Below are 18285 nucleotides of genomic sequence, written 5' to 3'. Positions count from 1 at the left end.
AGCATTTTCGGGGAGGCGCACGTCATGCTGGATGGACTGATGTTGAAGCTGGTGAAGCGGGTCTTCACCCCCCTGATCCAACGCGGCGATCTGGAGATCGTCATGCCGGACGGCGCCGTGCTGCGGCTGGGCGACGGCGGGACGCCGAGCGTGCGGGTGCGCTTCACCGACCGCCGGGCGATCCTGAACCTGCTGCGCGACCCCGACCTGAACATGGGGGAGATGTTCATGCAGCAGCGGCTGCAGGTGGAGCGCGGCACGGTCTATGATTTTCTGGAATTGGTGCTGCGCGACGACCGTGATGTGCCGGTCGGCGCCACGGTGCGGGCGCTGGACGCCGTGCGGTCGGCGCTGCGGCCCATCCTGCAGAGCAACAAGCGGAAGAAGTCGCGCCGCAATGTCGCCCATCACTATGATCTGGATGACCGGCTCTATCGGCTGTTTCTGGACGAGGACCGCCAGTATTCCTGCGCCTATTTCGAGCGGGGCGACGAGACGCTGGAAGAGGCGCAACTGGCCAAGAAGCGCCATATCGCGGCCAAGCTGCTGATTGAACCGGGCCATCGGGTGCTGGATATCGGCTGCGGCTGGGGCGGCATGGCCCTGTATCTGGCCGAGGTCGCGGGCGCCGGTCAGGCGGTGGGGGTGACCCTGTCGACCGAACAGCTGGCGGCGGCGACGGCGCGGGCGGAAAACTCGCCGCGCGGGGCCAATGTCGAGTTCCGGCTTCAGGACTATCGCGACGTGCCGGGGCCGTTCGATCGCATCGTCTCGGTGGGGATGTTCGAGCATGTCGGCATCGTCAACTTCGACGCCTTCTTCAGCCAGTGCCGCGATCTGTTGACCGAAGACGGCGTCATGCTGCTGCACTTCATCGGCAACAGCGATGTGCCGGACTTCAACAACCCGTGGCTGGAGCGGTACATTTTCCCCGGCGGCCATCTGGCGTCCATGTCCGAGTTCACGCCTGCGATCGAGCGTTCCGGCCTGATCATCACCGACATCGAGGTGGTGCGCCTGCACTATGCCCAGACGCTGAGGCTGTGGCGCGAACGGTTCATGGCGCGGCGCGATGAGGCTAAAGCGCTATACGACGAGCGGTTCTGCCTGATGTGGGAGTTCTATCTGGCCATGTCGGAGACGGCCTTCCGCTATCAGGAGATCGCCGTGTTCCAGGTCCAGTTGGCGCGTCGACAGGAGGCGGTTCCCCTGACGCGCAACTACATCGTCGAGCGCGAGGCCGAACTGAAGCGCAGGGAGCAGGCGCGCGTCTAGAGCCGCCCTTCGATCGCGCGGCCGATGATGTCGCAGACCCGCGCGAAGTCCGCATCACCCAGCCACGGACTGTTGCTGACCGCCAGCAGCCGTCCGGCCCAGTCGCGGGCGTGGGGCAGGGCGTCCGGCGCGCATACAGGCACGACCGAGGCGTAGCGCCGATAGTCCGGCAGGGCGCGCAGGAAGGGCGGGCTGAGGCCCAGTCCCTGTTCCCAGCCGTGGGCCAGAACAGCGTCGCGGATCGTCTGATCGGGCAGGCGCGCCATCAGGATCGGCCAGACGCCGCGCGCGCCGGGGGCGCTGTCCTCGACGACTTCGACGCCGGGAATCTGTTTGAGGATTTCCAGCCGCATCAGGGCCTGCGCCTCGGTGGCGGTCAGAAAGGCGGGCAGGCGTTTCAGGGCCTCGGCGCCCACCTGTTTGCGCCAGCGGCTGGGGCGGTGAAGGGGGATGGCGTCGGGGAAGTCGTCGCCCGCCGCCGCGCTCCAGTCGCCGCGCGACAGCGCCTGACGCAGGGGCGCGCCATAGCTCCACCGCAGGGCGCCGGGCCGGTAGAGCAGGGCGTATCCGACCAGTTCGGCGATGCGCCGCGCCTCCATCGCCAGACTGTTGGGGATCAGGCGGCGGCGGGTCTCCATCAGGGCCTGCCGCAGGCCCTCGTCGCGGGCGATCAGGGCGCCGCCTTCATAGATGCTGAGGCCCTTGCCGACGGCCAGACTGTAAAAGCCGATGTCGCCCTGAAGGCCGACCGGCGCGCCGTCCAGACGCGCGCCCAGAGCCTGAGCCGCGTCCTCGATCACCCAGGCGCCGACGCGGCGGGCGGCCTGTAGCGACGGGCCGATATCGCTGACCCGTCCGCCCAGATGGGTGGGGACGACGGCCAGAGTGCGGGCGCCGCACAGGGCGTCCAGCGCGTCGGGCGCCATGTCCAGAGTATCCGGGCTGAGATCGGCCAGCTTCAGCTTCAGATCGCAGGCGGCGACGGCCTGCGCGATCAGCGGACAGGTATAGGCCGGGACAACCACCTCGTCCCGGCCGGGGGCGAAAGCGGCCAGCGTCCGCAGGGCGATGATGAAGGCGGCAGTGCCGGAACATTCGATCTGGACCGGAGGAGCGCCCAGAAAGGCCGCCAGATCATTCTCCAGACAGGGGGCGCGGCCGGGAAACAGGTCGCTGATCTGTAGCGGCAGGCCTGCCGTGGGCGGCGCGAAACTAGCCATGTGGCTCAGGCTCCGCCTCGGCCTCGCGGCTGAGACGGCCTTCGCCCACGGCCAGACAGAAGATGCCGCCGAGGATCAGCAGCATCCCCAGAAGCTGGGGCCAGCCGATGACTTCACGGAACAGCACCGCTGACAGCGCCAACACTGATACGATCTCAAGGTGAGAGGCGGCGAAGGCCGGGCCGACCGGCGCGCGCTGCAACAGCGTCATCCATGTGAAAAAGGCGCCGACATAGCCCGCCATGGCGCCATAGATCCACGGCTGGCCGAACACCCGCGCCAGCCATGAGGGCGAGAATTCCAGCGGCAGGGCGCTGTTTCCTGCCTGTTTGAAACAGATCTGGGCCAGGGTGTCGAACGTCATCAGCGTAAGGAAGCCGATGATGTAGAAGGCTTTTTGAGAGGATTTCATCCGTGCAGCCCCACCACGGCCACGCCCAGCGAGATCAGCGTCACGCCGATGATACGCAAGGGAGTCAGCTTCTCACGGAACAGCACCCGCCCCAGCAACAGGATGGCGACGATATTGATCGATCCCAGCAGCACCCCGTCGGACAGCGGCACCAGCGACAGGAAGGCCAGCCAGACCAGGAACTCGGCGACATAGCTGCCGATGCCGATCCAGATCCACGGCTTGGTCGCCATATAGCGCCAGCGCGCCAGACCTTCGCCCGCGCGGGGGTCTGAGGCGGCGGCCTTGAAGGCCAGCTGCCCGGAGCAGTCGACGATGATGTTGGCGGTCCATAGGCCGACGACCAAAAGGTTCACGCGGCGGCCTCTGTCGTCGTCTGGTGCTGTCGCGCGATCTGGTCGGCGAAATCGGTGACGCAGGCGATGACCCGGCGCCGTTCCCGGTCGATGGTGACCATGTGATAGCTGTCGTCCAGCACGACCAGTTCGACCGGCGCCTTGCGGACGCGATCCTTGATGTCCTGTGCGTTGGACAGGGCGGCGACATCATCATGGCGGGCGTGAACCGCCAGACACGGAACCTCGATCAGCGACAGACGACGACGGACGTGTCGGGCCAGGGCCTGAAGCTCGCCGATGGACCACCACGGATTGCCTGGCAGGCCCGCCTGCGAACTGTCGCCGGACTGCATCTGGGCGACGATGCGCGCGCGGATCGCCTCGTCCTTGATGCCGTAGGGCGGCATTTCGAAGAAGACGCGTTTCGCCCCGATCCCCAGCGCCCGGCACAGCGGCAGCAAGAAGGAGAAGCGGGTGTAGAAGGGCATGCTCCAGCCGTCGTGCCGGAAGGTGGTCGACAGGGCGACGACGCCCGCCAGCTTGGGCGTCTTCTCCTCGGCCAGCCCCAGCGCCAGCAGGGCGCCCATCGACAGGCCGACGGCGATGATCCGGTCGGTATGGGCGGCCAGATGGCGGGCGCCCTCGCGGGTGCTGTTCATCCAGTCGCGCCAGCCGGTGGCCAGCAGGTCGTCCACATCGCCGCAGTGACCAGCCAACTGCAGGGCGTAGACGGTGAAGCCCTGCTTCTGCAGGCCGCGTGCGATCAGGCGCATCTCATTGGGCGTGCCGGTCAGACCGTGGATCAGAAGGACGCCGACGCGGCCGTTATCGCCCTGACCGGGCAACAGATAGGCGTGGTCCTTCATCGGCGAGGCGACAGGCAGGGTCATACGGCATCCTGAAACAAAGGACGGCTCAGGATTTCCGGCAGCAGCGCCAGGGCGTCGGTGAAGTCGTCGATAGGGGCGTGGGGAATGGCGTTGGCGCGGCAGTGGTCGATCAGGCGGCTTTTCGCCAGAACGAAGTCCGCCTTGCCCGAGACGCAGAAGTCCGAGGTGCTGTCGCCGATATAGAGGATGCGGTCCGCCGTGCGTCGCGCCTCGGCCAGACGGGCGCATTTGCAGTTGGCGCTGTCCTTGACGCAGGCGGCGGAGCTCCACGGCGTATTCAGACGCCAGCGGTCGGCTCCGACCTGTTCCAGCTGATTGGCCATGATGGGCAGGGGCTGCATCCCCAGCGGCGCCAGAATGCGCTGGATGGCCAGATCGAGGCCGTCGCTGACGATGCTGATGGGCGCGCCGAGACTGTTCGCGGCGCGGACGAAGGCGGGGAAGGCCGGGTCGACCTGAATGGCGGACAGGGCGGCGTCGAAGTCGGCGTCCGTCATGTCCAGCAGGGCGATCTGGCCGGTCATGCAGGCCCTGGAGCCGATCTGGCCCTGTTCCCACGCGCTTTCCAGATCGGTCCAGCCGGGGCGGCCGAAGGCGTGCAGCAGGCTGTCGGTCACATCGCGATTGCTGATGGTGCCGTCGAAGTCGCAGTGGATGGCCCACTCGGTGCGCGACGGGGCGAGCGTGTAGGGGCGATCAGTCATCGAAGCGGATCCGAACGGTTTGGCCGACGCGCACATCGGGGCGGGCGTCGAATTCCAGCAGGCCCTCGACCACGCGGCTGGGTCCGCGCTCGACGTCGTCGTCCTGACGGGCGTGGGTGTAGACGGGGCTGAGGTAGGTCAGCCGTGCGGGAGGCAGGGGTTTGGCGCCCGACGACGCGGGGTCGACGCTTACCGTCGCCTTCATGCCGGTGCGCACGCGGCTGATGAAGCTCTCATTGATCTCGGCGCGGACGATCAGGGGGCGGTCGGGCAGCAGCGTCAGCACAGGGGCGCCGGCCGAAAGCCGTTGTCCGCTTGAGGCGGCGACGCGCAGGGCGACGCCGTCGGCAGGGGCGATCAACTGGGCTCTGTGCAGGCGGTTGCGGGCCTGCGCCAGACGCTGGTCAGCGACGGCGATCTCGGCGGCGGCGGCGTCGACCTCTGACTGGGCGTCGGCCAGCGACTGCCGCGCCTCGGCAAGGGCCTGAGCCGAGGCGGCGCCCGCCTTCGCAGCCTGTTCATAGCGGCCGACGGTTTCGCTTAAGCCCCGGGCCTTGCGCTGGGCCGCCGTATGACGTTGGCGCGACTGGTTGGCCTGAGCCTCGATCAGGCGCGTTTCGTCCGTCAGGTCCACAGTGTCGAAACGGGCCAGGACATCGCCCTTGCGGACCTTCTGACCCTCGACGACGTCCAGCGCGCGCAGTTCGCCGTCGATCGGCGCGCTGAGGGCCAGAAGACCGCCCTGCACCTCGATCCGGCCACGGGCGATGGCGTGCAGGGGCGCGGCCTCGGCGGGCGGCTCGGCCTTCTGGCAGGCGGACAGGATGGGCAGGCTCAGAAACGCCAGCGCGGCGAGGGCGATGGAAAGGCGGGGTGCTGGCGGCATGGTTCTGGCTCTCATCACCGGGCTTCCGAAGGGCTGGCGGGGGCGGAAGGCTGGGCGTTCGCGCAAGATGGGGCAGGGCGTTCGTCGCGCTGGATGACGCCATCCTCCATCGTCAGCAGGCGGTCGGCGAAACGAATCAGGCGCGGGTCGTGGCTGACGCAGACCACGGTCGAGCCGTGGCGATGGGCGATCTGGCGCAGCATTTCGCTGACGCGCTGGCCGTTCTCGGCGTCAAGGGCGCTGGTGGGTTCGTCGGCGAACAGCAGGGCGGGCGACTTGGCGATGGCGCGCGCGATGGCGACCCGCTGTTTTTCACCGCCGGAAAGTTGGGCCGGACGCATGTGCAGACGGTGGTTCAGGCCCACCTCGTCCAGCGCCTTCAGGGCCAGCGCCTCGCTCTGGCGGCGGTCCATGCCCAGATAGCCCAGCGGCAGCTGCACCTGCTCCACCGCCGTCAGGGCAGGGAACAGGTTGAAGCCTTGAAAGACAAAGCCGGTGTATTGCAGGCGGAAGGCTTCCAGCCGCCCACGACTGAGGTGATCCAGCCGCTGGTTCAGGGCGGTGACGGCGCCCGCGTCGGGCTTTTGCAGGCCGGACAACAGGGACAGGAGCGTGCTCTTCCCGCAGCCCGACGGGCCGGAGATCAGGGTCATCTCGCCGGGATGGAGGCTGAGGTCCAGATGGGTCAGCACACGCGTCGGCACCGTGCCGGTGATGAAGGTCTTCACCAGTCCCTCGGCGACCACGGCCGGGGCGTTCGTCATGATGGGTGCGGAATCGACCATGGCTCTATCTCAGCAACATGGCGGGGTCGGTCCCCAGCATGGTCCGTACCGCCGCCAGACTGGCCAGCATGGCCATGGCGAAGATCAGCAGGCCGCAGCCGGCTGCGACCGGCAGGCTCATGGCGACCGGCACGTCATGGCTGGCCGCCAGCGTCAGCAGCGGCGCGCTGAGCAGGGCCGCCAGCATCAGGCCCACGCCGCCGATCCATGCGCTCTGTTCCAGCACCACACGCGTCAGGGGCCAGCGCCCGACGCCCAGGGCGCTGAGGGCGGCGTATTCGCGGCGCGAGGCGGCGATGGTTCCGGCCAGAGACTGGCTGGTCACAACCGCGCCGACCAGGCTGACGATGATGGCCATGAACAGGACGGCGATCCCGGCGCCGGTGTCCAGCAGCCAGTAGTTCTGCGACCGGGCGGCGAACTCACGCGCGGTCCATGCCTCATATGGCGAGAAGGCGGCGCGGTCCTGCATCAGCCGCTGGCGCACGTCGGCGGGCGCGGCGCCGTCTTTCAGACGGGCCAGATAATAGGTGTCGGCCGATGTCTCGGCGGCGCCGATCTCGCGCGCGGTCTCCAGCGACGACAGGACGTTGACCCCGCCCAGACCGCGCATCCCCTTGATGACGCCGACCACCTGCACAGGCTGCTTGTTGATCCAGGCGCGGCCGCCATCGGCGACATGAAGTGTGGACAGGTCGGCGGCGTCGACGATGACGGCGCCCGGCTCGCGCAGCCGCTGGCGCTGGACGTCGGTCAGACGCTCGGAAAAGGCCATGGCGCCGTCTTCGACGGAAACGCCCGACAGATAGATGGAGATCGCCCCGCCTTCGCCCGACACCGAGTGCCAGTCGGCGTCGACCCAGCGATAGGGCTCGACCGCCGCGACGGCGTCGTCGGCGCTCAGCCGCATCTCGATGTCCGGGCCCAGCGGGCGGCCGTAGTTGACGCTCTGCGAGCCGGGATAGCCGACCCACAGATCGGCCGAGGACGCCTTGATGTAGATGGCGGCGCTGCTGAAGATGCCCAGCACCAGCGCGGCCTGCACGATCAGCAGCAGACCGGCGAAGGTGACGGCCAGCACCACGGGCACGAAGCGCGGCCATTCATGGATCAGGGTTTTGCGGGCCAGGGAGATCATGGCGTCTCTCCCGCAACCGAGGGCGGGCCGCCCGCCGCCTTATAGACCGCCAGCAGGGCCAGGATGCTGTCCAGCCGCGCGCCGACCAGAGCCGAGCGGGCGTCAAGCAGGTCCACCTCGGGCTGGATCAGGTCCAGTTCGCTGGCCAATCCCAGATCGTAGCGGGTGGTCCAGGCGTCCAGCGACTGCTGAGAGGCGTCGACCGCTTCACGGCGTGTCGCGACGACGGCCTGCTGCTGTTCAAGGGCGCTCAGAGCGGTGTGAGCCTCGCTGGCGGCGTCGATGACGGCCTGGCGGTAAAGGGCCAGGGCGCCGGACAGGGCGTGGTCTTCGCTGTTCACCACGGCGCGGCGGCGACCCCAGTCCCACAGCGGAATGTCGATCGTCGGGCCGATGACGGGAGCGACGCCGCCGGGGGAAGGCGCGGACGACAGACTGTGCGTATAGCCGATGGAGCCGCCCAGCGTCAGGCGGGGGTAGAGCGCGGATCGGGCGATCCTGACCCGGGCGGCGGCCTCCAGCACTTCGGCTTCGGCGAGCATCAGGTCAGGACGACGACGAAGATCATCGCCGCGCAGTTCAGATGGGAAGCGCACCGCCGCGAAATGGCCGCTAGCGCGGGCGTCCTGCAGCATGGGCGTTGACCGGCTCATCAGGGCCGCAAGGATCCATGACGTGCGGTCGATCTGATGTTTCAGACGGGCCTGCTCGATCCGTTGACGGTTTTCACGCTGTGACGCGGCGCGCACTTCGTCTGGGGCGGCAAGACCGGCTTCATGTCGCGACTGAGTCAGGCGGACGGCGCGCAGGGCAAGGTCGTGCGACTGGCGCGACAGGGCTAGTTGCACCTGCGCCTGATGGCGCTCGTAATAGGTTTGAATGACGGCAACGGCGATCATCAACCGTGCTGCGCGCAGTTGGGCGGCGCCTGCGGCCGCCTTGGCCTCGGCCTCCTGATCGCGGGCGGCTCCGGCGCCGAAGAGGTCCAGTTCCCAGCGCGTGGCGACGCCCAACTGATAATAGCCGTCGCCGGTCGGCACGTCCTGCAGGGGCGCGCCGTACAGGTCTGCGCCTGGGCGGTCATCGTTGCGCGCGCCGCGTTGCAGGACACGAGCCTGTTGCAGGCGTTGACGGGCGTTCTCGATCGTCAGATTGCGTTCAAGGGCCTCGGCCAGCAGGGCCGTCAGCGTCGGGTCGTCGAAAACCGTGCGCCAGTCATCGATGCGGTCGTCTTCCATAGAGGCGGCTGTCGGGACGGAGGCGCCGACCGGCCTCTGTTCAGCGCGTGCAAAATCGCCTCCGGCGGCGATCAGAAAAATCGCGCCAGGAACGCCCAGCAGAAATCGTAGGTTGGGGTGGTGCAATGATGATCCTGCTAAACCACGACGCGGCGGGATGGCGGATTCTTTACTCATCGTGTGTTGCGCGTTTGCGGACGGAATGTGGAGGCCGCGTCGCGTAGGAGGCTGATGCGTCTGTGCGCGTTCAGTGCGCCAGCGGCAGCTCGAACTCGGCCTGAAGCCCGCCCAGATTCGAACGGCCCAACAGGGCGTAACCGCCGTGCGCCTCGGCGATATACTGGACCACGGTCAGGCCCAGACCCGACCCCTTGGCGTCCGAGCGCGCGCTGCGGAAGGGATCGAACATCTGGGGCGCGATGTCGTTCGGCACGCCCGGGCCGGAATCTGCGACGCTGATGACCGCGAAGCCATAGCTTTCCTCGATGGCGACCCGCACCAGTCCAGGGTCGGCGTGAACGCGGACGTTCTCAAGCAGGGCGTGCAGCGCCTGACGGATGCGGGTGCTGTCGCCGACGACGCGCACCGGCGCCGTCGCCCATTCCATCGTGAAGCCCAGCTTGTTGAGCAGGGGTTCGTACAGGCCCTTCAGCGGCTCGATGACGGTATCCAGCGCCAGTTCTTCCGTCTTCAGCGACAGGTGGCCGCTCTCATACAGGCTGATGACGCGCAGATCCTCGACGATCCGCGTCAGGCTTTCGAGCTGGAATTTCATCAGGCCCAGCCAGTCGTCATCCAGGTCGAAGATGTTGTCGGCCACGCCCTCCATCATGCCGTTCATGATGGTCAGGGGGGTTCTCAGCTCATGCGCGATGGCGGCGTTCCACTGCATCGACTCGCGCGTGGATTTCTGAAGATGCGCCGCCAGCGTATTGAAATCAGAGATTAATTGGGAAACTTCGCCGAGGCTTCCATCCTTGTAATCGACGCGCGCCGCCAGATCGCCGGCCGTCAAGGTGCGCGCCGCCAGGGCGACGTGGGACAGGGGCGCTGCGATCCGCTGTGACAGGATGCGCGCGGCGATGATGGAGACGGTCAGGCCCAGCAGCAGCGACAGCAGCAAAGCCGCCAGATCGATGACGTCGAAATATATCTCCAGATGCTCGTCTCTGGGGTCGACGAACAGCATGTAGACGATGCCCCAGGCGAGAAAGGCCGAGAACAGGCCGCTGATCGCGACCGTCGCCATATAGAAGGAGAACTTCCGCTGGAGACTGGGCGAGCGCTGGATCATCGCGCGTTCAGGCGATAGCCGACGCCCCTGACGCCCTTCAGCGCCTTTTCCATCCCGGCGGCGTTCAGCTTGCGGCGCAGCTTGCTGATGTGGCTGTCGACGGTGCGGTCCAGCACGTCCTCGTTCGGCAGGCAGGCGTCCGCCAGTTCCCCGCGTGAGAAGACGCGCATCGGGTGGCGGGCCATGAACTCCAGAATGCGGAACTCGGTCAGGGTGGTGTCGAGATGGTTGACCTGATCGCCATTTCTCACCGTGGCGATATAGCTCTCGGGGTTGATTTCCAGCATGTCGACGCGGATCAAACGGTCGGGCGCCATGCCGTTGGTGCGCCTCAGGATCGCCTGGACGCGGGCGACGACCTCCATCGGGCTGAAGGGCTTGACCACATAGTCGTCAGCCCCGGTGCGCAGGGCCTGAAGCTTGTCCACGTCCTGATCCAGCGCGGTCATGATCAGGACGGGCGTGTCGCCCTTGCGGCGCAGTTCCGACAACACGCCCCAGCCGTCGATGCGCGGCAGCATGACGTCCAGCAGCACCACGTCCGGCTTCAGCGCGGAATACAGATCCAGCCCGACCTGACCGTTATAGGCGCGGGCCGTGCGGAACCCCTCGCGGACCAGATAGCGATCCAGAATCTCGGCGATCGCGACTTCGTCTTCAATGATGAGGGCCAGAGGGTTCATGCGTGCAGCGTCAGGCGTCCCGGTATCATCAGATGAACCTCGCATGGGGCGGTTCAGGGACCAAGTTGCGATCAGCGCCTCGGTCCGGCGTCCATCATGCCTCCATATTCGCGCAACAGATGGTGCGTCAGGGGCGGCCGGTGAAGACGCCATAGCCCTTTTCTTCGGCCGCAGCGATCATCTCGGCGTCGCCCGAGGTGTCGCCATAGGCTGCGGCCAGCTTCATGTCCGGGCCGTAGACGCCGCGCAGGCGATTCATCTTCTCCTCGCCCCGGCAGTTGCCGCCGACGAAGGTGCCCAGCACCCGGTCCTGATCATCGAAGGCCAGACGGGTGCCGATCAGGTTCTCGGCGCCCAGCCTGCGGGCGAAGGGGGCGACGGTGGTCTCGGGCGAGGCGGTGACGATGACGCGGTGGGCGCCGCGACGGCCCCAGTCCTCCCACGTCGCCAGCGCATCAGGACGCATGAAGCGCGGCCATATCTCGGCGGCGAAGCGCTCGGCCTCGGCCTCCAGCGACTTGCGGTCGGCGCCCATCAGGAACTCACGCACCGAGGCGACCTTGATCCGGCCGCGGTCCCTGTCGCCCAGGTAGGCGAACACGGCCGGGATCATCTGCGCCAGTCCGCCCAGCCAGCGCACCGGCCCGGCCCGCCATTTCAGGAAGCTGGTGAAGCTGTCGCGAATCGTCAGAGTGCCGTCGAAATCGAAGGCGACGATCAGTTGACCCGGCGTCGGGGACTGGTGAAAGGCTTTTTCGCTTCCCATGTCAGACATTAGCCGTGATCCCCATATTATCTGTCCTGTCCGATCCCCGAAGCGCGTTGCAGCGCCGCAACGGGGTTGTGGCGGAACGTGTGATGGGTGATTGTCATTTTTTGAAGACCTTCGATGATAGATTCCCTGGATCGATCGTGAAGGAAGCGCCTTTCGTCCCAATGTCGGGGCGGATTGCGGATAGTGAGAAGGGTCTATGACCAAAGCCGCCGGCACAGACGCCAAAAGCACGCTCTACTGCTCGTTCTGCGGCAAGAGCCAGCACGAAGTCCGCAAACTGATTGCCGGACCGACCGTTTTCATCTGCGATGAATGCGTCGAACTGTGCATGGACATCATCCGCGAAGAGCACAAAATCGCGTTCAAGACCTCCAAGGACGGCGTGCCCACGCCCAAGGAGATCCGCGACGTCCTCGACGATTATGTGATCGGTCAGGCCCACGCCAAGAAGGTGCTGAGCGTCGCCGTCCACAACCACTACAAGCGCCTGAACCACGCGACGAAGAACAACGACGTCGAACTGGCCAAGTCGAACATCATGCTGATCGGGCCGACCGGCTCGGGCAAGACGCTGCTGGCCCAGACGCTGGCGCGCATCATCGACGTGCCGTTCACCATGGCCGACGCAACGACCCTGACCGAAGCCGGTTATGTGGGCGAGGATGTCGAGAACATCATCCTGAAACTGCTTCAGGCGTCGGACTACAACGTCGAGCGGGCCCAGCGCGGCATCGTCTACATCGACGAAATCGACAAGATCTCGCGCAAGTCGGACAACCCGTCGATCACCCGCGACGTGTCGGGCGAAGGCGTGCAGCAGGCCCTGCTGAAGATCATGGAAGGCACTGTCGCCTCCGTGCCGCCGCAGGGCGGGCGCAAGCATCCGCAGCAGGAGTTCCTGCAGGTCGACACCGCCAACATCCTGTTCATCGTCGGCGGCGCCTTCGCCGGCCTTGAAAAGGTGATCTCGGCGCGCGGGGCGGGGGCCTCGATCGGCTTCGGCGCCAAGGTCAAGGAGATCGACGAGCGTCGCACCGGCGAAATCCTCAAGGGCGTCGAGCCGGACGACCTGATGCGCTTCGGCCTGATCCCCGAGTTCATCGGCCGTCTGCCGGTTCTGGCGACGCTGGAAGACCTGGACGAGGCGGCGCTTATCACCATCCTGACCGAGCCCAAGAACGCTCTGGTCAAGCAGTACAAGCGACTGTTCGAGATGGAGAACGTCGCGCTGACCTTCACCGACGACGCCCTGTCGGCGGTGGCCAAGAAGGCGATCACCCGCAAGACCGGCGCCCGCGGCCTGCGCTCCATCCTTGAGGGCGTGCTGCTTGAGACCATGTTCGAACTGCCCACCTTCGAGGGCGTCGAAGAGGTCGTGGTCAACGCCGAGGTGATCGACGGCAAGGCCCAGCCGCTGCTGATCTATTCGGAAACCAAGAAGAAGACGGCCGACGGCGCCGCCTGACGGCGAGGCCTGATCCAAGCGAAAAAGGGGCGGCTCGCCACGGGCCGCCCCTTCATCGTTTCAGGGCGGTCTAAAGCGGGTCTGAAATCGCAGGCTTTTTCACGCTTCTGTGGGTCGCAGGCCCGCCACGCTTGAACCGCGTCCAGACAGAACCACATACTCACACGAAAGCCGCTGAAAACAGCGGGTCGAGTCGGGACGAGGCGGCAGTAACGCCAAATCAGACCGGATCGGCGGGCCGGAGATTCACAAAGGCCCCGGAAAGTACGCATCATGACCGAGAGCAAAATCCTCCCTGTCCTGCCGTTGAGAGACATCGTCGTCTTTCCGCACATGGTCGTGCCGCTGTTTGTCGGGCGCGAGAAATCCGTGCGCGCCCTCGACGAGATCATGAAGGGCGAGAAGCAGATCCTGCTCGCCACCCAGATGAACTCTGTCGACGATGATCCGGCGACGGACGCCATCTATTCGACCGGCGTTCTGGCCTCCGTGCTGCAACTGCTGAAGCTGCCCGACGGCACGGTGAAGGTGCTGGTCGAGGGCAAGTCGCGCGCGCGCCTGACCCGCTTCACCGACCGTGAGGACTATTACGAAGCCGAAGCCGTCGAGATCGAGGACGAGGCCGGGGATCCGTCGCAGAGCGAAGCCCTGCTGCGCGCCGTGATCGAGCAGTTCGACAACTATGTGAAGCTGAACAAGAAGGTCCCGCCCGAGGCCCTCAGCGCCATCCCCCAGATCACCGACCCGTCCAAGCTGGCGGACTCGGTCGCCGCCCATCTGTCGGTCAAGATCGCCGACAAGCAGGCCCTGCTCGAAACCGTCGTCATCCCGGCGCGGCTGGAGAAGGTCTACGGCCTGATGGAAGGCGAGATCAGCGTCCTTCAGGTCGAGAAGAAAATCCGCAGCCGCGTGAAGCGGCAGATGGAGAAGACCCAGCGCGAATATTATCTGAACGAGCAGATGAAGGCGATCCAGCGCGAGCTGGGCGAGACCGACGACGCGCGCGACGAGCTTCTGGAACTGGAAAAGCGCATCAAGAAGACGCGCCTGTCCAAGGAGGCCCGCATCAAGGCCGAGGCGGAGTTGAAGAAGCTACGCAACATGTCGCCGATGTCGGCGGAATCGACCGTGGTGCGCAACTATCTGGACTGGCTGCTGTCGATTCCGTGGTCGAAAACCCGGCCCAAGGCCATCGACCTGCAGAAGGCCGAGGACATCCTCGAAGAGGATCACTATGGCCTGGAGAAGGTCAAGGAACGGATCGTCGAGTATCTGGCCGTTCAGGCGCGCACCGGCAGCCTGAAGGGACCGATCCTGTGCCTCGTCGGCCCTCCCGGCGTCGGCAAGACCTCGTTGGCCCAGTCCATCGCCAAGGCGACGGGGCGTGAATACGTCCGCATGTCGCTGGGCGGCGTTCGCGACGAGGCGGAGATCCGCGGCCACCGCCGGACCTACATCGGCTCCATGCCCGGCAAGATCATCCAGTCGATGAAGAAGGCCAAGACGACCAACGCCTTCGTCCTGCTGGATGAGATCGACAAGCTGGGCGCCGACTGGCGCGGCGACCCGTCCTCGGCCCTGCTGGAAGTGCTGGATCCGGCCCAGAACTCGACCTTCGGCGACCATTATCTGGAGGTCGACTACGACCTGTCGCCGGTGATGTTCGTCACCACGGCCAACAGCCTGAACATGCCCCAGCCCCTGCTGGACCGCATGGAGATCATCCGCGTCTCGGGCTACACCGAGGACGAGAAGGTCGAGATCGCCAAGCGCCACGTCCTGCCTAAACAGCTCAAGGACCACGGCCTGAAGGACGGCGAACTGATCGTCCCCGATGAGACGATCCGCGACCTGATCCGCTACTACACGCGCGAAGCGGGCGTGCGTTCGCTGGAACGCGCCCTGGGCGGTCTGGCCCGCAAGGCGGTGCGCGAGATGGCCAAGACCAAGGCGGCCTCGATCACCGTGGATGCAGCCAAGCTGGCCGAATACGCGGGCGTGAAGAAATTCCGCTATGGCGAGACGGACGCGGAAGATCAGGTCGGGATCGTCACCGGCCTGGCCTGGACCGAGTTCGGCGGCGACATCCTGACCATCGAAGCCCTGAAGATGCCGGGCCGCGGCCGCATGACCGTGACCGGCAACCTGAAGGAGGTCATGAAGGAGTCGATCTCGGCGGCGGCGTCCTACGTCCGCAGCCGCGCCCTCAGCATCGGCGTCAAGCCGCCGGTGTTCGAGAAGACCGACATCCACGTCCACGTTCCCGACGGCGCCACGCCCAAGGACGGCCCCTCGGCCGGCGTGGCCATGACGGTGGCCATGGTGTCGGTCCTGACCGGCATCCCGATCCGCAAGGACATCGCCATGACCGGCGAGATCACCCTGCGCGGCCGGGTCACGGCCATCGGCGGGCTGAAGGAGAAGCTGCTGGCGGCCCTGCGGTCGGGTGTGAAGACCGTGCTGATCCCTCAGGAGAATGAGAAGGATCTGGAGGATGTGCCCGAAAACGTGAAGGCCGCTCTTGAGATCGTGCCGATCTCCACCGCCGACGAGGCGCTGAAGTGGGCCCTGACCGGCACGCCGACCCCTGTCGAATGGGACGAGGCGGCCGAGCCGATGACCCCGACGCCGCCTGCGCCGACGACGGGCGGGAGCGCCAGCATCAGCCACTGACGCTGGTTCTGCGAAGACGTTGAATGAAGGCGGTTCGGGGCGACCCGGGCCGCCTTCTTTTTGACCTGCGGCGCGACACTGGCTTAAGTGCGCGCTTCGTCGCGAGGGGGAGCCGCAGACATGACCAAGATCGAACTGATCGGCCGCATGGCCGAGGCGGCGGGCATCAGCCGCGATCAGGCGCGGCTGGCGCTGGAAGCCTTCACCGATCAGGTGACGGGGTCTCTGGTCCAGGGGCGCGACGTGCGTCTGGTCGGTTTCGGCAGCTTCGTCGCCGTGGACCGCAAGGCAGGCGTGGCCCGCAACCCCCAGACCGGCGAACAGATCGCCCGCCCGGCCTCACGCACCGCGCGCTTTCGTCCGGGGGAAGGCTTGAAAAGCGCCTTGAACGGCTGAGCGCCACAGGGCATGAAGCCTGTTCCCGGCGGTGAGTCGGACAATGTGGGCGGCTAGCTCAGCTGGTCAGAGCATCTCGTTTACACCGAGAGGGTCGGCGGTTCGAACCCGTCGCCGCCTACCATCCCCCTAAGTCATGGCCCGAAGGCGCGTCCTGCGTGTCGTGCGTTGCTGTTGCAGGCGGTCTCTATTAAGTTATCCGACAGATTTGGGAGATCGGTGTCGTGATCAAGGCTTGAAAACTCTCCATGCGGATCGCCTGACGACGTCTGGCGTCGCATATGAATGCTCGTCGCATTGGCGTCGGGCCAATTGTTTTCGCCATCCGATCGACAGCTTCATATCACGTGCCTGATGCGCGGCGCCGTAGGGCGGATGGCTATGATGCGAGGTTTTCATGCCTGATATTTCCTCACGCTCCATCGATGTGAATTCGCACAACCAGGCCGCCTGGGATCATCAGGCGAAGCAGGACTGTGACTGGTCGCGGCCGGTTTCAGAGGCGGTGATTGCTGCGGCTCGCAACGGGCAGTGGGCGGTGCAACTGACGCATGGAGCCCTGCCGGACGACTGGTTGGGCGATGTTTGCGATCAGCGTATCCTGTGTCTGGCTTCGGGCGGTGGGCAGCAGGCGCCTGTGCTGGCGGCGGCGGGCGCGCAGGTGACGGTGTTTGATGTGTCGCGCAGTCAACTGGATCAGGATCGTCTGGTCGCAGCACGCGAAGGGCTGTCGCTGGTCGCCGTGCAGGGCGATATGCGCAACCTTTCCGCGTTTGACGACGCTTCTTTCGACATCGTCTTCCAGCCGATCGCGAACCATTATGTTGATGATGTAAGATCGGTGTGGCGCGAGTGTTTCCGCGTGCTGCGCCCCGGCGGGCGGTTGCTGGCCGGTTTCTATAATCCGGTCATTTTTGTCGGCGATCGCGATCCCGACCTGTTCGCTCAGGGTCTGATCCGACCTGTCTTCTCCATTCCCTATGCCGATGCGACGGACATGGATGAAGAGGCGCTGGAGGCCAAGGTCGGGCGAGATGAAGCCCTGGTCTTCGGCCATAGTCTGACGGATCTGATCGCGGGTCAGATTCAGGCGGGCTTCGTGATCGCGGGCTTTCAGGAAGATCCTGCGCCAAGGGCGCGCTTTCTGATTGATCGCTATCTGCCGACCTTTATCTCCACGCTGGCCATTCGGCCAGTGTGAAGGCCAGTGTGAAGGCCAGTGTGAAGGCCGGTGTGACGGCCGGTGTGAAGGCCGGTGTGACGGCCGGTGTGACGGTAGGGCGGCTGCGCCCTATGTCGCGCCTTGCGCGATTGTCTTTGGCGAGGCGCCGAGCAGATAGGCGCTGGGCGCCAGACCCATCCGGCGTTTGAACATGGTCGAGAAGTTGCCGGGGCCTTCATAACCGAGATCAAGGGCGACCGTGGTCACGGCTTCCCCGGCGGCCAGCCGGGGCAGGGCGACAGACAGGCAGGCGCGCTGACGCCACTCGCCGAAGCTGAGGCCGGTTTCGCGCCGGAACAGGCGGGTAAAGGTGCGGCGGTTCATCGCCAGTCCGTTGGCGAACGTATCGATCGGGGCGACGGCGTCAGGCGCCAGAAGAAAGTCCTGACACAGTCGCGCCAGCGCCGGGTGCGCAGGGAAGGGCACGGCGAAGTCCTCGGGCGCCGCGCGGTCGATTTCTGCAAGCAGAAGGCTGACCAGCAGGCCGTCACGGCTGTCGGGGTCATACTCAACCGGCACCTCGAAGGCCTCCAGCAGAAGCTGGCGCAGCAGGGGCGAGACGGCGACCACTTCGCAGGCGCCGGATCGTGTCGGACAGGCTTCCGGCTCAATGAGGACGCTGCGCGTATGGACGACGCCGACCATCTTCACCGCATGGGGCGTTCCGGCGGGTATCCAGACCGCGCGCCCGTGTGGCGCCACCCATGCGCCATGCGGGGTGCTGACCAGCATGACGCCTCGGGCCGCGTGTAGAAATTGCGCCTGACGATGGCTGTGCTCGGCCAGTTCAAAGGATGCCGGGTATTGCCGCCCGATGGCCACCATTGGGCGCGGAGGACTGTTGGGTTCGTCGTGAAACGGGGGCATGGGGTGATTGTCCCAAATTCAGAA

18 protein-coding genes and 1 tRNA gene are annotated in these 18285 nt (G+C 66.0%); 6 read left to right on the top strand and 13 right to left on the bottom strand.

What is annotated here, in order from left to right:
* Positions 1-24: 24 nt before the first annotated feature.
* Positions 25-1275 (top strand): class I SAM-dependent methyltransferase, encoded by a 1251-nt coding sequence (locus ACORJG_RS07865; RefSeq protein ID WP_427792919.1) that lies wholly within the window; start codon positions 25-27, stop codon positions 1273-1275.
* Here the strand turns inward: ACORJG_RS07865 and ACORJG_RS07860 are convergent.
* The 12 genes from ACORJG_RS07860 to ACORJG_RS07805 form a co-directional block, all read right to left on the bottom strand.
* The gene (locus ACORJG_RS07860) at positions 1272-2495 is read right to left on the bottom strand and encodes a DegT/DnrJ/EryC1/StrS family aminotransferase (RefSeq protein ID WP_427792917.1); all 1224 of its coding nucleotides are present in this window, start codon (positions 2493-2495) and stop codon (positions 1272-1274) included. The two genes, ACORJG_RS07865 and ACORJG_RS07860, sit on opposite strands and share 4 nt — an antisense overlap.
* The gene (locus tag ACORJG_RS07855; protein WP_427792915.1) at positions 2488-2907 is read right to left on the bottom strand and encodes an EamA family transporter; all 420 of its coding nucleotides are present in this window, start codon (positions 2905-2907) and stop codon (positions 2488-2490) included. Before ACORJG_RS07855 ends, ACORJG_RS07860 begins: the two co-directional genes overlap by 8 nt.
* Entirely contained in the window at positions 2904-3263 is a 360-nt protein-coding gene (locus tag ACORJG_RS07850; RefSeq protein ID WP_427792913.1) for an EamA family transporter, read from the bottom strand. Before ACORJG_RS07850 ends, ACORJG_RS07855 begins: the two co-directional genes overlap by 4 nt.
* The gene (locus tag ACORJG_RS07845; RefSeq protein ID WP_427792911.1) at positions 3260-4135 is read right to left on the bottom strand and encodes an alpha/beta hydrolase; all 876 of its coding nucleotides are present in this window, start codon (positions 4133-4135) and stop codon (positions 3260-3262) included. Before ACORJG_RS07845 ends, ACORJG_RS07850 begins: the two co-directional genes overlap by 4 nt.
* On the bottom strand, positions 4132-4839 hold the full coding sequence (locus ACORJG_RS07840; RefSeq protein WP_427792909.1) for an HAD-IB family phosphatase: 708 nt from the start codon (positions 4837-4839) through the stop codon (positions 4132-4134). Before ACORJG_RS07840 ends, ACORJG_RS07845 begins: the two co-directional genes overlap by 4 nt.
* Positions 4832-5725 carry an HlyD family secretion protein gene (locus ACORJG_RS07835; RefSeq protein WP_427792907.1) on the bottom strand — a complete coding sequence of 298 codons (894 nt, stop codon included), beginning with the start codon at positions 5723-5725 and terminating at the stop codon, positions 4832-4834. Before ACORJG_RS07835 ends, ACORJG_RS07840 begins: the two co-directional genes overlap by 8 nt.
* A gap of 14 nt (positions 5726-5739) precedes the next feature.
* Positions 5740-6510, bottom strand: a complete 771-nt coding sequence (locus ACORJG_RS07830; RefSeq protein WP_427792905.1) for an ABC transporter ATP-binding protein — start codon at positions 6508-6510, stop codon at positions 5740-5742.
* Positions 6511-6514: 4 nt separating this feature from the next.
* Positions 6515-7648: an FtsX-like permease family protein gene (locus tag ACORJG_RS07825; protein ID WP_427792903.1), complete on the bottom strand. Its 1134-nt coding sequence runs from the start codon at positions 7646-7648 to the stop codon at positions 6515-6517.
* Complete coding sequence (locus ACORJG_RS07820) at positions 7645-9012, bottom strand: TolC family protein (RefSeq protein WP_427792901.1); 1368 nt, start codon at positions 9010-9012, stop codon at positions 7645-7647. The genes ACORJG_RS07825 and ACORJG_RS07820 overlap by 4 nt, the downstream gene beginning before the upstream one ends.
* Before the next feature lie 121 nt (positions 9013-9133).
* Entirely contained in the window at positions 9134-10180 is a 1047-nt protein-coding gene (locus ACORJG_RS07815) for an ATP-binding protein (protein WP_427792899.1), read from the bottom strand.
* A complete protein-coding gene (locus tag ACORJG_RS07810; RefSeq protein WP_427792897.1) occupies positions 10177-10863 on the bottom strand; it encodes a response regulator in 687 nt (228 codons plus the stop codon). Before ACORJG_RS07810 ends, ACORJG_RS07815 begins: the two co-directional genes overlap by 4 nt.
* Before the next feature lie 127 nt (positions 10864-10990).
* Positions 10991-11638: an HAD-IB family hydrolase gene (locus ACORJG_RS07805; protein WP_427792895.1), complete on the bottom strand. Its 648-nt coding sequence runs from the start codon at positions 11636-11638 to the stop codon at positions 10991-10993.
* A gap of 196 nt (positions 11639-11834) precedes the next feature.
* Between ACORJG_RS07805 and clpX the strand changes: the two genes are divergently transcribed.
* From clpX to ACORJG_RS07780, 5 genes are all read left to right on the top strand, one after another.
* Positions 11835-13103 carry an ATP-dependent Clp protease ATP-binding subunit ClpX gene (gene clpX / locus ACORJG_RS07800; RefSeq protein WP_427792893.1) on the top strand — a complete coding sequence of 423 codons (1269 nt, stop codon included), beginning with the start codon at positions 11835-11837 and terminating at the stop codon, positions 13101-13103.
* Between the two features lie 273 nt (positions 13104-13376).
* Positions 13377-15776, top strand: a complete 2400-nt coding sequence (lon, locus tag ACORJG_RS07795; protein WP_427792891.1) for an endopeptidase La — start codon at positions 13377-13379, stop codon at positions 15774-15776.
* Positions 15777-15896: 120 nt separating this feature from the next.
* A complete protein-coding gene (locus ACORJG_RS07790; protein WP_427792889.1) occupies positions 15897-16172 on the top strand; it encodes an HU family DNA-binding protein in 276 nt (91 codons plus the stop codon).
* Between the two features lie 47 nt (positions 16173-16219).
* Positions 16220-16296 (top strand) — tRNA-Val (locus ACORJG_RS07785).
* 273 nt (positions 16297-16569) lie between these two features.
* Positions 16570-17373, top strand: a complete 804-nt coding sequence (locus ACORJG_RS07780) for a class I SAM-dependent methyltransferase (RefSeq protein WP_427792888.1) — start codon at positions 16570-16572, stop codon at positions 17371-17373.
* A 90-nt stretch (positions 17374-17463) separates the two neighbouring features.
* Here ACORJG_RS07780 and ACORJG_RS07775 read toward each other — a convergent pair whose 3' ends face one another.
* Entirely contained in the window at positions 17464-18261 is a 798-nt protein-coding gene (locus ACORJG_RS07775; protein WP_427792886.1) for an AraC family transcriptional regulator, read from the bottom strand.
* Between the last annotated feature and the right edge of the window lie 24 nt (positions 18262-18285).

It is taken from the genome of Brevundimonas diminuta, assembly GCF_050310045.1.
Classification (GTDB): Bacteria; Pseudomonadota; Alphaproteobacteria; order Caulobacterales; family Caulobacteraceae; genus Brevundimonas; species Brevundimonas diminuta_F.
The sequence above is the reverse complement of the archived record's forward strand: the minus strand, read 5'-3'. Positions and strand labels throughout refer to the sequence as shown.

Coding starts and splice junctions, on each gene's coding strand:
- ACORJG_RS07865 (WP_427792919.1), top strand. CDS start 25: ATGCTGGATGGACTGATGTTGAAGCTGGTGAAGCGGGTCTTCACCCCC.
- ACORJG_RS07860 (WP_427792917.1), bottom strand. CDS start 2,495: ATGGCTAGTTTCGCGCCGCCCACGGCAGGCCTGCCGCTACAGATCAGC.
- ACORJG_RS07855 (WP_427792915.1), bottom strand. CDS start 2,907: ATGAAATCCTCTCAAAAAGCCTTCTACATCATCGGCTTCCTTACGCTG.
- ACORJG_RS07845 (WP_427792911.1), bottom strand. CDS start 4,135: ATGACCCTGCCTGTCGCCTCGCCGATGAAGGACCACGCCTATCTGTTG.
- ACORJG_RS07840 (WP_427792909.1), bottom strand. CDS start 4,839: ATGACTGATCGCCCCTACACGCTCGCCCCGTCGCGCACCGAGTGGGCC.
- ACORJG_RS07835 (WP_427792907.1), bottom strand. CDS start 5,725: ATGCCGCCAGCACCCCGCCTTTCCATCGCCCTCGCCGCGCTGGCGTTT.
- ACORJG_RS07830 (WP_427792905.1), bottom strand. CDS start 6,510: ATGGTCGATTCCGCACCCATCATGACGAACGCCCCGGCCGTGGTCGCC.
- ACORJG_RS07825 (WP_427792903.1), bottom strand. CDS start 7,648: ATGATCTCCCTGGCCCGCAAAACCCTGATCCATGAATGGCCGCGCTTC.
- ACORJG_RS07815 (WP_427792899.1), bottom strand. CDS start 10,180: ATGATCCAGCGCTCGCCCAGTCTCCAGCGGAAGTTCTCCTTCTATATG.
- ACORJG_RS07810 (WP_427792897.1), bottom strand. CDS start 10,863: ATGAACCCTCTGGCCCTCATCATTGAAGACGAAGTCGCGATCGCCGAG.
- ACORJG_RS07805 (WP_427792895.1), bottom strand. CDS start 11,638: ATGTCTGACATGGGAAGCGAAAAAGCCTTTCACCAGTCCCCGACGCCG.
- clpX (WP_427792893.1), top strand. CDS start 11,835: ATGACCAAAGCCGCCGGCACAGACGCCAAAAGCACGCTCTACTGCTCG.
- lon (WP_427792891.1), top strand. CDS start 13,377: ATGACCGAGAGCAAAATCCTCCCTGTCCTGCCGTTGAGAGACATCGTC.
- ACORJG_RS07790 (WP_427792889.1), top strand. CDS start 15,897: ATGACCAAGATCGAACTGATCGGCCGCATGGCCGAGGCGGCGGGCATC.
- ACORJG_RS07780 (WP_427792888.1), top strand. CDS start 16,570: ATGCCTGATATTTCCTCACGCTCCATCGATGTGAATTCGCACAACCAG.
- ACORJG_RS07775 (WP_427792886.1), bottom strand. CDS start 18,261: ATGCCCCCGTTTCACGACGAACCCAACAGTCCTCCGCGCCCAATGGTG.